This is a genomic window from Streptomyces sp. NPDC005266 (genome assembly GCF_040607655.1).
Classification (GTDB): domain Bacteria; phylum Actinomycetota; class Actinomycetes; order Streptomycetales; family Streptomycetaceae; genus Streptomyces.
Map to the genome: position 1 here is coordinate 2,481 of NZ_JBEXHC010000034.1, position 15,386 is coordinate 17,866.

Below are 15,386 nucleotides of genomic sequence, written 5' to 3' on the forward strand. Positions count from 1 at the left end.
AGGTACGGCGGAGCGCTTCGGCGCCGCCGTACCAGGGCGTCGGCGCTTTTCAGCCGGTGTCTCACAGTCGGCGTCTCTCAGGTCACCGGGAGGGCGAATTCGCACCACACCGCCTTGCCGCCGCCCAAGGTGCGGCGTGATCCCCAGGACGAGGCGATGGTCGCGACGATCGAGATGCCGCGCCCGGCCTCGTCCACCGGTTCGGCGCGGCGGCGGCGCGGCAGATGGTCATCGCCGTCCGTCACCTCGATGATCAGACGGCGGTCGGTGCGGCGCAGCCGCAGCCGCATCGGGGGCGTGCCGTGCTGGAGGGAATTGGCGACGAGCTCGCTGGCGGCGAGCACGCCCAGGTCGCGCAGCTCCATCGGGAAGCGCCAGCTGGCGAGGACGCCGGAGGCGAAGGCCCGCGCGCGGGGCGCCGCCTCCACCCCGCCGAGGAGCTCCAGGGCCGCGTTGTGGAAGAGCTCCGCGTCATGCCCCGTACGGGCGGGGTGCTGGAGGACCAGCACCGCCACATCGTCGTCGTGCTCCGCGGTGATGCCCAGCGCCCGGATGAGGCGGTCGCACATCACCTGCGGCGAGCCGGTCGCCCCCGCGAAGACGCGCTCGAGCGCGGCGACGCCGTCGTAGATGTCCTTGTCGCGCCGCTCCACCAGACCGTCGGTGTAGAGAACCGCGCTGGCGCCGGGGCCGAGCGGGACGGAGCCGGAGGTGTGCAGCCAGCCGCCGGTGCCGAGCGGCGGCCCGGTGGGCTCGGCGGCGCGGCGCACGGTGCCGTCCGGGTCGCGGACCAGGATCGGCAGATGGCCCGCGGAGGCGTAGACGAGGCGGCTCTCGTTGGGGTCGTGGACGGCGTAGACGCAGGTGGCGATCTGGTGGGGGTCGATCTCGGCGGCCAGGCCGTCGAGGAGCTGCAGGACCTCGTGCGGCGGCAGGTCGAGGCGGGCGTAGGCGCGGACGGCGGTGCGAAGCTGGCCCATGACGGCTGCGGCCCGGACCCCGCGTCCCATGACGTCCCCGATGACGAGGGCGGTGCGGCCGGCGCCCAGGGTGATGACGTCGTACCAGTCCCCGCCGACCGCGGCCTCGGTGCCGCCCGGCTGATACGTGGCGGCGACCCGCAGATCGTCGGGCTGCTCCAGCTCCTGCGGGAGAAGGCTGCGCTGGAGGGTGACGGCGGCCTCGCGTTGAAGCCGCTCGCTGGCGCGCAGCCGCTCGGCGGACTCGACCTGGTCGGTGACATCGGCGCCGAAGACGAGCACGCCGCGGACCGGCACGGCGGCTCGGGCGGGCGGCTCGCCCTCCATCGGCTCCTCCATCGGCTCGTCCGTGGCGGGCCTGTCCGTGGCGGGCCCGTCCGTGGCGGACCCGTCGGCGGTGGGCCCCTCGGCGGTAGCGGGGGCCGGCGGCGCGGCCATGTCGATCGGGGAGCAGGTGAAGGTGTAGTACCCGTGGCGCGAGCGGCCGGCGGCCGCCTGCCCGGGGCCGGAGTCGCCCGCGGTCACCCGCCGCGACTTCACCGTACGGGGCTTGCCGCTGCGCAGGACCTGGTCCATGAGCGGCAGCAACCCCAGCTCCCGCAGCTCGGGCAGGGCCTGACGGGCGGACGCACCGGGGGCGCGGAAGCCGAAGAGCTCCTGATAGGCGTCGTTCACGTAGGCGATGCGGTGCTCGGGGCCGTAGACGACCGCGACCAGGGCCGGGACCTGGCCCAGGAGGTCGTGGCCGGACAGCCCGTCGAGGCTCGGGACGGCGGCGGGTGCCGCGGTGTCGGGAGCGGCGGCCGCCGGCGGCTGGCCGCGGCCCGAGGGGTCGGCGCGCTCCCCCCGGGCCGCCGGGACGGAGCCACCGCCCGCCGGGGGCGCGGGCCGCCGCGCGCCGCGGTCGGCTCGCGCGGCGGTGCGGCGCTGTGTGCGGGGGAGCCGGGCGCTCCAGCGCGTGAAGTTCACTGCGGATTACCTCGCGGGGTGGTGGCTGAGCTGCGCGCCGGCACGGGATCGGGGAGATGGGTGCGGGTCCGGGGGACGGCCGTCAGGGGAATGCAGCAAACTTCCAAATCCTCGCGATTGTCACTCTTTGCAAATACGAGCCCACCCATGGTCACACGTCCAGTGTGACCGACCGGACTGACATCCGTGAGACGCCGATCGTTGGAGGGGAGTTCCCGGCTCCGCGCCGATGGGGTCAACTGGCCTCGGGATGGCGACCGGTATCCGCGGCGAGCTTGAACTCGGCGCGCGGGTTCTCCAGCGACCCGAGCGAGACGATCTCCCGTTTGAACAGCCCAGACAGGATCCACTCGGACAGCACACGCGCCTTACGGTTGAAGGTCGGCACCCGGCTGAGGTGATACGCGCGGTGCATGAACCAGGCCGGATAGCCCTTCAACTTGCGCCCGTAGACATGTGCGACCCCGCGGTGGAGGCCCAGGGAGGCCACAGAGCCGACGTACTTGTGCGCGTAGTCCTTGAGCGGCCGGCCGTTCAGCGCGGCGAGCACGTTCTCCGCGAGGACCCTCGCCTGGCGCACGGCGTGCTGCGCGTTGGGCGCGCACTTCGCGTCGGGCTGGTCCGACGTCAGGTCCGGGACGGCCGCGGCGTCCCCGGCGCTCCAGGCGTGCTCCGCGCCCTCCACCTGAAGCGCCGCGGTGCAGGCGAGGCGGCCGCGCCCGTTCACCGGCAGATCGGTGGAGGCGAGGATGGGATGCGGTTTGACGCCGGCGGTCCACACGAGCGTGCGGGTGGGGAAGCGCGAGCCGTCACTCAGTGCGGCGACTCTGTCCGCACAGGATTCGATGCGGGTCTCCAGCCGGACGTCGATATTGCGGCCGCGCAGCTCCCTGACCGCATAGGTGCCCATCTCCTCGCCGACCTCCGGGAGGATCCGGTCGGTGGCCTCGACGAGGATCCACTTCAGATCCCCGGGCGAGATGTTGTGGTAGTAGCGGACGGCGTACCGGGCCATGTCCTCCAGCTCGCCGAGCGCCTCGACGCCCGCGTAGCCGCCGCCGACGAAGACGAAGGTCAGCGCCGCGTCGCGGACGTCGGGGTCCCGGGTCGAGGAGGCGATGTCCAGCTGTTCGAGGACATGGTTGCGCAGGCCGATGGCCTCCTCGACCGTCTTGAAGCCGATGCCGAACTCGGCCAGGCCGGGGATCGGGAGGGTGCGCGAGACGGAGCCGGGGGCCAGCACCAGTTCGTCGTAGTGGATCTCGATCGCGCCCGTGCCCTCCTCCTCGGTGGCGAGGGTTCTGACGGTCGCGGTGCGTTTGCCGTGATGGATCGCGGTGGCCTCGCCGATGACGACCTTGCAGTCCGGCAGGACGCGGCGCAGCGGCACCACGACATGGCGAGGGGAGATCGACCCGGCCGCCGCCTCGGGCAGGAAGGGCTGATAGGTCATATACGGCTCGGGGTCGACCACGATGACCTGTACGGCGCCTTGCCTCAGTTCTCGCTTCAGCTTCCGCTGGAGGCGCAGCGCGGTGTACATCCCGACGTAGCCGCCGCCGACAACGAGAATGCGCGCAGGTTCCTTCACCCTCCCATGAGGCACGCACAGCCGCAGTTTGTCCACAGCCCCGACGAATTGTGTGACCGGAGGAAGCGGTGCCTCCGCCGCCCGGGATTCGGTACGGCGTACGAAAGGTACGCAGGTCAGCACCGGGGCGCGGGGTGGAGGGCGGGCGGGGAGCCAGAAATCGGCGGTCCGCTGCTCCGACCGGGGGGCGGTCTGTCCCGAGCTACCCCCTTCTTTCTTGACCTGTGCTCAACTATGTTCGTACTTCGTCGGGGTTGTGACAGCCTCGGCAGTCTGGGCGGGGAGTCTCCGGGGGGAGACGTCATTACCGGGGGATCACTTATGCACCTTCAGGGTTCGTCATGGTCCGCAGCCGTCGCGTCGTCGGACGCAAACGGCGGCCGGAACACTCCGCTGCGCGTCGACGCGCAGCGCAATCTGGAGCATGTCCTGCGGGCGGCGCGCGAAGTCTTCGGTGAGCTGGGGTACGGGGCTCCCATGGAGGATGTGGCGCGGCGGGCGCGGGTCGGGGTGGGCACCGTCTACCGGCGGTTCCCCAGCAAGGACGTACTGGTGCGACGCATAGCCGAGGAGGAGACGGCGCGCCTGACCGACCAGGCGCGGGCGGCCCTCGGCCAGGAGAACGAGCCGTGGTCCGCGCTCGCCCGGTTTCTGCGGACCTCGGTGGCGTCCGGCGCGGGCCGGCTGCTGCCGCCGCAGGTGCTGCGGTTCGGGGTCGATGTGGAGTCGGAGATCCGGGTGCCGCAGCAGCGGCAGGCGACCTTAACCGCTCCGCCCCAGCCGGAGCTGCGGCTGATCGAGCGGGCGGCCGCGCCGGAGGACGAGCCGGACGACACGGGCGCGGCGACGCTGTTGGAGGTCGTCGGGCAGCTGGTGGAGCGCGCGCGGGCGGCGGGTGAGCTGCGTCCGGATGTGACGGTCGCCGATGTGCTGCTGGTGATAGCCACGGCGGCGCCCTCGCTGCCGGACGCGGGGCAGCAGGCGGCGGCGTCGGCGCGGCTGCTGGACATCCTGCTGGACGGGCTGCGGTCGCGCCCCGCGGGGTGATGCCGGCCGGGTGGACGCAGGCCGCGTGATGCCGGTGCCTGAACGGTCCTGAGCGGTGGTGCGGGCAGTCGTGGTGGGTCGTCGTGTGTGTCGGACCGGCGGTCGGGGGCCCGCGCGGCTCATGCGTTCGCCGGTTCGTCGTGGGTTCGTGTGCCACATCTTCCCCGTATGCGCGGGGGTAAGCGCCCGATGAGGTGAACCTTGTGCTCCGGGTGCCCGCTTCAGTGGGCATGCGGAGCGCAGTCCCTGGCCGGCGCCGGCTCCCGACCGCCATCCGGACCTGCGGAGCCGTCGGGGTCGGCGGCGTCGTCGTCCCGGGTGGGCAGGATGTCGTCGAGCAGGGCACCGACCTGTTCGACGGTCAGGCCCGTGGATTCGGCCCGCAGTCGATCGACCGCGTCGCGGCCCAGCGCGTCGCTCACCCGTGCCATGACCCCACCGACCTCCTCGACCACCACCGGTGGGCGCGGCAGCCGGCCGCGCCAGCCGTCGGCCGCGCCCAGCAGCCGGGCGGCGAGCCGCTCCTGTCCCCACCCCGCGAGGATCTGCGCGGCGGACTCCACCTGCTGGGCCAGCAGCGTCTCCGTGCAGCTCTCCTCGCTGCCCCTGAGCAGGGTGTCGCGCAGCATGCGCAGCCCACCGGGCGCATCGCCGGCAGCAGCGGTGATCCGGCCGTCCAGGCCGTCGACCAAGACCCAGAATTGCGGCGGCGGGGTGCCGCGCAGCGCCCTGCTCCGGGCCTCGTCGCAGTACGACCGGGCCTCTTCCACATTGCCGCGCAGCAGCTCGACCACGCCGCGCAGTAGATGGTTGAAGGCCCGGACGTCCACGGCGCCGGTGCGCTCCGCCTCCTCCTCCGAGCGGTCCAGCAGCTTTATCGCGTCCTCGAGGTCCCCCTCGTGGACCGCGAGCTCGGCAAGACGGGTGAAGAGGAACGGCACCTCGGTGTGGGCGCCGATCTCCCGTGCGAGCCGCTGTGCCTCCTCGTAGGCGGCCCGCGCCTCGGCGAACCGGCCACGGCTGGTGGCGATCTCGCCGCCCGCGCCCTCCACCTGGGCAAGCATCCAGCGGTCGCCGACGCGGGCGCTCAGCTCGCGCAGCTCGGCCCAGTCGTCGTCGGCGTTCTCGATGCCGCCCGGCATGTCGATCGCGAGGTGGGTGCGGAACATCAGCGTCACGCCGAGGGCCCACTCGTCGCCGTTCACCCGGCAGTTGGCCACCGACTCGTCCATCAGGGGCAGCACACCCGCGTGGCCGTCGGCGAGGAATCCGGCGAACGGCCACAGCATCCCGGGAAAGCGTGCGCCGCGAGGTGTCGGGTGGGCGCGGTAGGCGTCGCGGATGCGCTCGGCACCGGCCCGGGTGGCGGGGTCGTCCGTATCGACCCCGTCCCCATCGACGAGCAGGAAGAAGAGCAGCAGCCGCAGATCCATGAACCGCCAGTAGCGGGTGACGGCGTCGTCCTCGGCCCCGTCCGGGACGTGGTCCGGAACGCGCCCCACTTCGCCGTACGGACCGTGCTCGCCCGCCGGCTGCGCCCCATCCGCAGGGTGTGGCGGGGCTTCGAGGGCCAGGAGCCGGCGGACCCAGGCGGCGCCCTCGTCCCGGTAGTTGCGCAGCCACCAGAACCAGCCCATGTCGAGGGCGATCGCGAAGGCGGTGTCCTCGTCGGAAGCGGTCAGGGAGCGCTGCAGAGCGGCCCGGATGTTATCGAGATCGGCCTCGACACGGCGCAGCCACGGCAGTTGTTCGGCAGAGCGCAGCCGTGGCTCGGCGGTGCGGACGAAGTCCCGGAAGAAGGCCACATGGCGGGCGACGGCGGCTTCGTGGTCGATCCGGGCCGCGGGGTCCTCGGTGGCGCGCTCGCCGACGTACTCGTGGATGGTCTCCAGCATGCGGTAGCGGGCTTCGCCCGCCGGGCCGGCGGGTGTCTCCGCGGCCTTGGTGTGGGAGGGGTGGTCGACGACGAGCAGCGACTTGTCGGCGAGTGCCCCGAGCAGTTCCAGTACGTCGGGGGGCGCGATATGGGCATGAGGGTGCGTGCGGGAGCGCGCGGAGGGATGCGAACCGGCGCGTGAATCCTGGTCGCCCGGCTGAGCCCGGTCGCCCGGCCGAGCCTTGTCGCCCGGCTGAGCCGCGTCGCCCGGCTCAGCCGCGTCGCCCGGCCGAGCCGCGTCCGTGGGCGCACCGGCATCCACGCCGGACGGCACATCCGCGCAGACGGCCTCCGCCGCGGCCAGGTTCCAGCCGCCCGCGAAGACCGAGGCCCGACGCAGTACGGTCCGCTCGCGCTCGTCCAGCAGATCCCAGGACCAGTCGACGACGGCCCGCAGGGTCTGCTGGCGCGGCAGTGCGGTTCTGCTGCCGCTGGTCAGCAGGCGGAAGCGGTCGTCGAGCCGGTCGGCGATCTGCCGCGGGGTCAGCAGCCGCAGCCGCGCCGCGGCCAGTTCGATCGCCAGCGGCAGCCCGTCCAGCCGGCGGCAGATCTCCGCGACCGCGGCCGCCGTGGCCGGGTTTGCCGCCGGGTCGAATCCGGGCCGTACGGTCGCGGCGCGCTCGGCGAACAGCTGGTGGGCGGGGACGGGCGGCAGCGGCTCCACGGGCCGTACGGTCTCGCCGGGCACGCCCAACGGCTCACGGCTGGTGGCCAGCACGGTCACCCCCGGGCAGTGCGCGAGCAGGGTCTCGGCGAGCCGCGCCGCGGTGTCGATGACATGCTCGCAGTTGTCGAGCAGAAGCAGCAGCCGGCGGTGGGCGCAGTACTCGACGAGGCGGCCGGTCGGGTCGGCGCCGTCGGCCCCGCTGGTACGGCCCTCCAGTCCGGAGGCGAGCAGGGTCGTCTCGCGGCGGCCGACGGCGCTGAGCACGGCGCCGGCGACGGCGGAAGGGTGATCGAGTGGGGCGAGTTCGGCGATCCAGACGCCGTCCGGGTAGCCGGCCGTCACAGTCGCGGCGATCTCCTCGGAGAGCCGGGTCTTGCCGGAGCCGCCGGGCCCGGTGAGGGTGACCAGCCGGGCGCGGCCCAGATCCCGGCGGATGGCGCTGGTCTCGGTCTGCCGGCCGACGAAGCTGGTGAGGCGGGCCCGAAGGTTGCCGTGCGGCAGGGGCGGCACGACGGGGAGCGGTTCCTCCTCCCGGCCGCCGGGCCGGGGCGGGGCGTCCGGCAAGGTGGAGACGCCGCCGCCCGCGCCGGCCGGCTCCCGCGCGGCCGGCGGCCCGTCCGTGAGCAGCAGCTGTCCATGGAGCTCCTTCAGCTCCGTGCCCGGGTCCGTGCCGAGGCGATCGGCGAGGATCCGGCGGACGTCCTCGTATGCGGCGAGGGCGTCGGCCCCGTGGCCGGCCGCGCGCAGCGCGCGGATCAGCTGGGCGTGGAACGTTTCGTCCAGCGGATGGTCCGCGACGAGCTCGCGCAATTCCGGTATGACGTCCGTACTACGGTCGAGCGCGAGGTCGGCGTCGATCCGGCGGTGCAGCGCGGTCAGCCGGAGGGCCTCGGGGCGGGCGGCGGCCGCGTCCCGGTGGGGCAGGTCGGCGAGGGCCGGGCCGCGCCACAGGGCGAGTGCCTGGCGGAGGGTCGCGGAGGCCCGGCCGGGGTCGCCGGCGTCCAGCGCGCGCACCCCGTCGTTCGTCAGCCGCTCGAAGCGCAGCAGGTCGACGTCGTCCTGAGGTACGGCGGTCGCGAGGCGGTAGCCGCCGGGCGCGGAGACCACGGCGTCCCTGCCGATGGTCCGGCGCAGCCGCCCGACGAGCGCTTGGAGCGCGGCGGGCGCGTCGTGCGGGGGGTCGTCGGACCACACCTCGTCGATGAGGACGTCGACGGGGGCCGGGGCGGGGCGTGCGGCGCGGACGGCGAGCGCGGCGAGCAGCGCGCGGATCCGCGGGCCGCCGAGGGGCAGGGGCTTCCCGTGGTCGTCGCGCGCTTCGGTGGTGCCGAGGATCAGATACCGCACCGGGCCATTCTCCTAGGTCGTCGTCATAGGGGGCGTCGGCCGCGAGTGGCGTCCGGTACGGGAGCACCTCCCAGCGGTGGCCGGTGGGCCGTTCCCAGCGGTGGCCGGTGGGCCGTCGCACGGCGGAGGCCGGCGGGCCGTCGCACGGCGGAGGCCGGCGGGCCGTCGCACGGCGGAGGCCGGCGGGCCGTCGCACGGCGGAGGCCGGCGGGCCGTCGCACGGCGGAGCGTCGCCCTCGTACGCCGCACCCCGGTGGGTGCGCCACCGTGCGGGGGCAGCCGCCCGGGGGCAGCCGCCCGGGGGCAGCCGCTCGGGAGGCAGCCGCTCGAGGGCCAGCCGATCGAGGGCCAGCCGCCCGGGGGCAGCCGCCCGGGAGCCAACCGCCCGGGAGCAACCGCCCGGGAGCCAACCGCCCGGGAGCAACCGGGCAGGCCGCTGCCGCCGTAGTACGGCGGCAACGGGCCGTAGGGCATCCGCAGCCGCAGCCCCGCCTGCCGGGCCCGTCCGCGCCACCAGCCCCGCCAGACCCCAGAGCCCCACCGCACCGCCGGGCCGGACGGCCGCCGAAGCCACCGTCACAGACTCGGCCGCGACACCACTCCGCCCGCCACCGCCCGCTGCCGGGGTGCCGCCGTGCCGGTCCAGCAGGTGCCGCGGCGGGCCAGCAGCCGCCGCAGCCACACCTCCGTGGAGACCAGTTCGGCCAGGCCGTCCAGGGGCAGCCGCTCGCCCTGGGCCGCCGCGCGCAGCGCCTTACGGACGACACGGGCCTCCACCAGGCCCGCGTCGGCCAGCAACGGCGCGTCGAAGAGGGACACCAGGTCGCCGACCCAGGTGCGCACGCCGGTCCGTACGGCGGCGGTGTGCGCGGCGTGGGAGGTGGCCCCCCAGCCGGGGGGAAGCTCCCGGATGCCGGCTCCGGCGAGGACCGCGCGCAGCACCGCGGCGCGCGCCCCCGGTTGCACTCGAAGCGCTTCGGGGAGCGCGCGGCAGGCCCGTACGACCTGGTTGTCGAGGAAGGGCGCGTGCAGGCGCTGGCTGCGGACCTCCGCCACCTGTTCGAGGATGCGGTGGTCCGCGGCGTAGCGGGCGAGGGCGGCACCGGCGCGGCGCTCCCCGGGACGGCGCAGTAGTACGGGGCGCATGGCCGCCTCTTCCAGCCGCACCGATACCTCCGCCAGGGCTTCGCCCGTGAGCCAGCGGGCGGCGGGCCCGGGGCGGCACCAGGCCAGGGCGGCGAGGGAGGCGGATACGGCGCCTGGGCCGCCCGTCACGCCGTCGTCGGCGAAGCGGCGCTCCAGAAGGCGTGCGGCGGCCTCTTCGACGCCGTCCCTATAGGGCGTACGGGCCAGCCGGCGCGCGGCCCGGTAGACCGTGAAGGGCACGAAGAAGGACTGCGCGGAGGGCCCGTCGGCCTTGGCGAGGGCGGTGGCGGGGCGCAGCAGGTGGCGTCTGCGGCGGTCGAGCAGCAGGTCGGCGAGGCGCGCGGGGTGGGCGTCGAGCACCTGGCGGGCGCCGTGGCCGACGAAGTGGTCCGCGCTGCCCGCGGCGAGCCGGCGCCGGTGGCGCTCGGCGACCACGAGGGACGGGCCGGGCTCGTCGGTGAGCGCGCCGGTGTCGAGGGCGGCGTACGGCAGGGCTTCCTCGCCCGCGGCGACGACCACATGGTGCAGCCGCGGGTTGGCGGCGATGGCGCCGGCCCGTTCCAGTTCGGCCTCCCGGGTGCGGGCGCCGCCGGCCGTGACGAGGTCGTTGAAGGTGACGGCGAGGAGCCGCTCGCCCGCCTCGGTGCCGTGCCCGAGGAGGGTGCCCGGCATTCCGGGGAGGCCGGCGGCGAGCAGGGCGAGCGTGGCGGATGCGCTGCCTCCGGACAGATCGGCGCCGATGCCGGGGGCCGGGGCGCCGCGCGCTGCCCGGCGTTCGGCGGGGCCCATGCCGGGGACCGGGCCGGGGTCGAGGCCGTCGGTCTCGGGGGCGTGGCGGGGGGCGGTGAGCCGGGCCCGTACGGCCTCCACGAGGGCGTCGCGTACGCCCTCCACGGCCTCGCCGTGCTCGAGTTGGGGTGCGGCGACGGCGAGCGACTCGGTGGGTTCGTAGCCGGTGACGTCGCGGGCGCCGTCACGCAGGATCAGCGCGTGCCCCGGAGGGACGCGTCTGACGCCCATATAGGGCGTGCCGGCGCCCATGGCCTCCGGAGAGTCCGGGCAGGCGAGGAGCGCGCCGAGGTGGCCGACGTCGAGTTGCGCCTCGATGAGGTCGGCGAGGGGCAGCGCGGCGGTGGCGTAGGCGGTGCCGCCGGCCCATTCGGTGTGGAATACGGGCCGGGCGCCCGCGAGATCACCGGCGATGGTGACGCGGCGGCCGACCTGGGCGACGGCTGTATAGCTGCCGGGCCAGGCGGTCAGGTGGCGCAGGGCGCCGCCGCGGGCCGCGAACAGGCCCACCCTCAGCTCCTCGTCGCTCGCGCCGCAGCAGCCGAAGACGGCGAGGCGGGTGAAGGGGTCGGCCTGGACGACACGCACCTCGTCGGGCCGCCAGTCGCCGACGGCCCACAGCGGATCGGGGTCGGACCACAGGAGCTGGGCGCCGACCGGCTGGATCGCACGGCCTTCCGGGGGGACCGGGCCGGATGCGGTACTGCTCCACCCCACCAACCACCGCATCGCCGCCTCCACAGGCTGTGGGCATCCAGGGCAACCAAGAAGTAGGTGCCATCATGCACAGCATGTTGACGGTTTCGGCATCGAACCGGACAACAACGTGGATCTCCTGGATGTCCCTTGACCACAGCTGACCGCAGGAATCGCAGGGTTGATCCGGTCGCCACACACCGTTCCGTCGTGGCCCATGCTGCCATGAGTGGGGCGCACAAGAGCGCAAGGACGCTGACGCGTGTGCGAAGAGGCGCCTGTGGGGGCGCATCCATACCCCGCACGTGGGCGTTCCCATGCCCGGCACGTGGGCGTGCCCATGCCCGGCACGTGGGCGTGCCCATGCCCGGCACGTGGGCGTGCCCATGCCCGGCACGTGGGCGTGCCCATGCCCGGCACGTGGGCGTGCCAACGCCCGTACCGGGAGCTACCCATGCCCATACGGGTGGGCCAACGCCCCTACGCCGCACACCATGCCCGTAACGACGCGCGCCAACACCCCTTACCGACAGACGGCTTGCCGCAGCGCGAGGTGGGGGCTCCCGCCTCGGGCCTCCCCCTCCCCGGCCCGATGCGGGAGCCCGGCCGTGGGGGCGTTATTCAGCCAATGTGCCGTGGCGCTCTCGATGGCCTTGCGGATGCCCTGTATGCGGTCATCTTCGGCCTCCCGTGCCTCCAACACGACAGTCCGGGAGGCGGCATTCGCCTCCCGGACCGTTCCGCCGCCCGCGGGGAATGAGGCGGCGGCGTCCCCCAGCCCACTGGATCCAGTACAGCGGGCCGACCCACGCAGGACCCATCGAAACGTTCTCGCCGTGACTGAGACAGAGCGCACACACGGGCGCACAGCCACACACACCGGGAGCACACATCCCACCCCGCACGCCCGTTCATACAAGAATCTCGCCATCCGGGACACCACCTCTTAACGGTCGGGATGCGGCGAACTACGCTGGGTTTACGAATGCCCCGCGCTTATGCCGGGGCGGCCGTCGGTGCTGTCGAGGGGTGCGCATGTCAAGGGAGCCACGCGGGCCGAACGAGAAGCTCGGCACCGTTCTCGCCCTCGCTGGGATCAGCAATGCCGGGCTCGCGCGCAGAGTCAACGACCTCGGCGCCCAGCGTGGCCTGACGCTTCGCTACGACAAGACGTCCGTCGCGCGGTGGGTGTCCAAGGGGATGGTCCCCCAGGGCGCCGCGCCTCACCTCATTGCGGCTGCGATCGGCAGCAAACTCGGCCGTCCGGTCCCGCTGCACGAGATCGGCCTGGCGGACGCCGATCCGGCCCCCGAGGTCGGGCTCACCTTCCCGCGCGACATCGGCCAGGCCGTCCGTTCCGCCACCGAGCTCTACCGGCTGGATCTCGCGGGTCGGCGCGGCGGCGTCGGCATTTGGCAGAGCCTGGCCGGATCTTTCGCAGTAAGCGCGTACGCCACGCCGGCGTCCCGCTGGCTCATATCCCCCGCGGACAGCTCGGTCGCGCGGGAGCCGAAGGCCACCGAGAGCGCCGCGGAGGGCGCGAGCGCGGCAGGCGGGGCGAGCCCCGAGGCCTTACCGCAGCGTGTCGGCCACAGTGACGTCACCAAGCTGCGCGAGGCCGCCGAGGACGCGCGCCGCTGGGACTCCAAGTACGGCGGTGGCGACTGGCGTTCGTCCATGGTGCCCGAGTGTCTGCGGGTGGACGCGGCGCCGCTGCTGCTCGGCTCCTACAGCGACGAGGTCGGCCGCTCGCTCTTCGGCGCCACCGCCGAACTGACCAGGCTCGCCGGATGGATGGCCTTCGACACCGGCCAACAGGAGGCCGCGCAGCGGTACTACATCCAGGCGCTGCGCCTCGCGCGCGCCGCGGCCGACGTCCCCCTCGGCGGCTATGTGCTGGCGTCCATGAGCCTGCAGGCCACCTACCGCGGCTTCGCCGACGAGGGCGTGGACCTGGCGCAGGCCGCCCTGGAGCGCAACCGCGGTCTGGCCACCGCCCGCACCATGAGCTTCTTCCGGCTCGTCGAGGCGCGCGCCCAGGCCAAGTCCGGGGACGGGCCCGCCTGCGGGGCGGCCCTGAAGTCCGCCGAGGGCTGGCTGGAGCGGGCGCGGGCGGGCGACCCGGACCCGCCCTGGCTGGACTTCTACAGCCAGGAGCGGTTCGCGGCCGACGCCGCCGAGTGCTATCGCGATCTGAGGCTGCCGCGCCAGGTGCGGCGCTTCACCGAGCAGGCGCTGGCCCGGCCGACGGAGGAGTTCGTACGGTCCCACGGGCTGCGGCTCGTCGTGTCGGCCGTCGCCGAACTGGAGTCCGGGAACCTGGACGCGGCCTGCGCGGCCGGCGCCCGGGCCGTGGAGGTCGCCAACCGGATCTCGTCCGCCCGTACGACGGAGTACGTGCGCGACCTGATGCACCGCCTCGAGGCGTACCGCGACGAGCCGCGCGTCGCCGAGCTGCGCGAGCGGGCGCGACCGCTGCTGGTGGCGCCGGCGTGAGAGCCGACGGGCGAGTCGGCGCGCGCGTCGGCGTGAGGCCCGGAGCGAGACCCGGCACCCGCTTCGTACACCAGCTCGAAACGGAAGCCCCGTCCGGGTTTCGGGTCGCTGTCGGTGGCGCAGGCCATGATAGGGATCGACGGGCGGGCGACTGGACGGTGTGGCGCGTGGGGAGGTGACATGGCGTGGCGGCGTTTGACTGCGACGTGCTGGTGATCGGGGGCGGGATCGTCGGCCTGTCGACGGCGTATGCGATCACGCGCGCCGCCCCCGGCACCCGAGTGACCGTGCTGGAGAAGGAAGCGGGGCCGGGCCGCCACCAGACCGGGCGGAACAGCGGGGTGATCCACAGCGGTATCTACTACCCCCCGGGCTCCCTGAAGGCACGGTTCGCGGTGCGGGGCGCGGCGGAGATGGTGAAGTTCTGCGCCGAGTACGGCATCGCCCATGAGGTGACCGGCAAGCTCATCGTCGCCACCGAGCGCTCCGAGCTGCCGCGGCTGCACGCCCTGGTCCAGCGCGGCAGGGAGAACGGGATCCCGGTCCGCGAGCTGGGCCCCGCCCAGCTCGCGGAGTATGAGCCATGGGTGCGCGGGCTGGCCGCGATCCACGTCGGCACGACGGGCGTGTGCGACTTCGGGGCGGTGGCGGCCCAGCTGGCCCGGCTGGCGCGCGACGCGGGAGCCTCGGTGCGGTACGGGGCGCGGGTCGACACCATCGGGCGGCGCCCGTCGGCGGTCGCGGTCCGTACGACGGACGGGACGGTGCTGCGGGCGCGGGCCCTCGTCAACTGCGCGGGGCTGCACTGCGACCGCGTCGCCCGGCTGGCGGGCGACGACCCGGGCATGCGGATCGTGCCCTTCCGCGGTGAGTACTACGAGCTGGTTCCCTCCCGCGCCTCGATGGTGAGCGGCCTGGTGTACCCGGTCCCCGACCCGGCGTTCCCCTTCCTCGGCGTCCATCTGACCCGCGGCATCGACGGCGGCGTCCACATCGGCCCCAACGCGGTGCCCGCGCTCGCCCGGGAGGGCTACGACTGGCATACGGTGCGCCCGCACGAGCTGGCCGGGACGCTGGCCTACCCGGGCGCATGGCGGATAGCCCGCCGCCACTGGCGGTACGGGGCGGGCGAGTTGCGGCGCTCCCTGTCCAAGCGCGCCTTCACCGACGCCGTCCGCCGACTGCTGCCGGATGTGACGGCCGACGACCTGACTCCCGCCCCTGCGGGCGTGCGCGCCCAGGCGGTGCTGCCCGACGGCACGCTCGCGGACGACTTCCTCATCTCGCAGACCCCCCGCATCGTCCATGTGCTCAACGCCCCCTCACCGGCCGCGACGGCCTCACTGCCGATCGGCCGGGAGGTGGCGCGGCGAGTGCTGGCCGCGCTGCGCGGGGAGTGACCGGTGTGAGCCCGGTCGCGTCCACGGGTGCCGGGCCCGTCCGGGCCCGCCGCGCGTACGGGCCGATGTGAGCAGGCGCACAGCAGGCCGGGGCCGTCCACCCGCACCGCGCCGGGCCGACGCGGTTGGCGGGCCGCGGGACCCCGCGGCCGGACAGGCAGGACCGACCCGGCGACCGGACAGGCAGGACCGACCCCGGCGACCGGACAAGCAGCACCGACCCCCGCGACCGGACAAGCAGCACCGACCCCCGCGACCGGACAAGCAGCACCGACCCCCGCGACCGGACAAGCAGCACCGACCCCCGCGACCGGACAAGCAG

General features: G+C 74.3%; 7 protein-coding genes. 3 read left to right on the forward strand and 4 right to left on the reverse strand.

From position 1 onward, the window contains the following. Positions 1-77 precede the first annotated feature (77 nt). Together ABZU99_RS33850 and ABZU99_RS33855 are read right to left on the reverse strand one after the other, a co-directional pair. Positions 78-1,949: a SpoIIE family protein phosphatase gene (locus tag ABZU99_RS33850; RefSeq protein ID WP_356048095.1), complete on the reverse strand. Its 1,872-nt coding sequence runs from the start codon at positions 1,947-1,949 to the stop codon at positions 78-80. A 235-nt stretch (positions 1,950-2,184) separates the two neighbouring features. Continuing rightward, the gene (locus ABZU99_RS33855; protein WP_356228136.1) at positions 2,185-3,540 is read right to left on the reverse strand and encodes an NAD(P)/FAD-dependent oxidoreductase; all 1,356 of its coding nucleotides are present in this window, start codon (positions 3,538-3,540) and stop codon (positions 2,185-2,187) included. 321 nt (positions 3,541-3,861) lie between these two features. Here ABZU99_RS33855 and ABZU99_RS33860 point away from each other — a divergent pair, with 321 nt between their 5' ends. Further along, entirely contained in the window at positions 3,862-4,587 is a 726-nt protein-coding gene (locus ABZU99_RS33860; RefSeq protein ID WP_355948705.1) for a helix-turn-helix domain-containing protein, read from the forward strand. 221 nt (positions 4,588-4,808) lie between these two features. Here the strand turns inward: ABZU99_RS33860 and ABZU99_RS33865 are convergent, their stop codons facing one another. Then, positions 4,809-8,537, reverse strand: coding sequence for a BTAD domain-containing putative transcriptional regulator (locus ABZU99_RS33865; protein WP_356048090.1), 3,729 nt, complete (start codon positions 8,535-8,537; stop codon positions 4,809-4,811). 576 nt (positions 8,538-9,113) lie between these two features. Further along, positions 9,114-11,201, reverse strand: a complete 2,088-nt coding sequence (locus tag ABZU99_RS33870; RefSeq protein WP_356048088.1) for an asparagine synthase-related protein — start codon at positions 11,199-11,201, stop codon at positions 9,114-9,116. A gap of 1,002 nt (positions 11,202-12,203) precedes the next feature. On the opposite strand from ABZU99_RS33870, the gene ABZU99_RS33875 reads away from it, so the two are divergent. Both ABZU99_RS33875 and lhgO read left to right on the forward strand, forming a co-directional pair. Further along, positions 12,204-13,664 carry an MFS transporter gene (locus ABZU99_RS33875; protein ID WP_355948696.1) on the forward strand — a complete coding sequence of 487 codons (1,461 nt, stop codon included), beginning with the start codon at positions 12,204-12,206 and terminating at the stop codon, positions 13,662-13,664. Positions 13,665-13,849: 185 nt separating this feature from the next. Continuing rightward, the gene (lhgO, locus tag ABZU99_RS33880) at positions 13,850-15,064 is read left to right on the forward strand and encodes an L-2-hydroxyglutarate oxidase (protein ID WP_355948693.1); all 1,215 of its coding nucleotides are present in this window, start codon (positions 13,850-13,852) and stop codon (positions 15,062-15,064) included. The last annotated feature ends 322 nt before the right edge of the window (positions 15,065-15,386 follow it).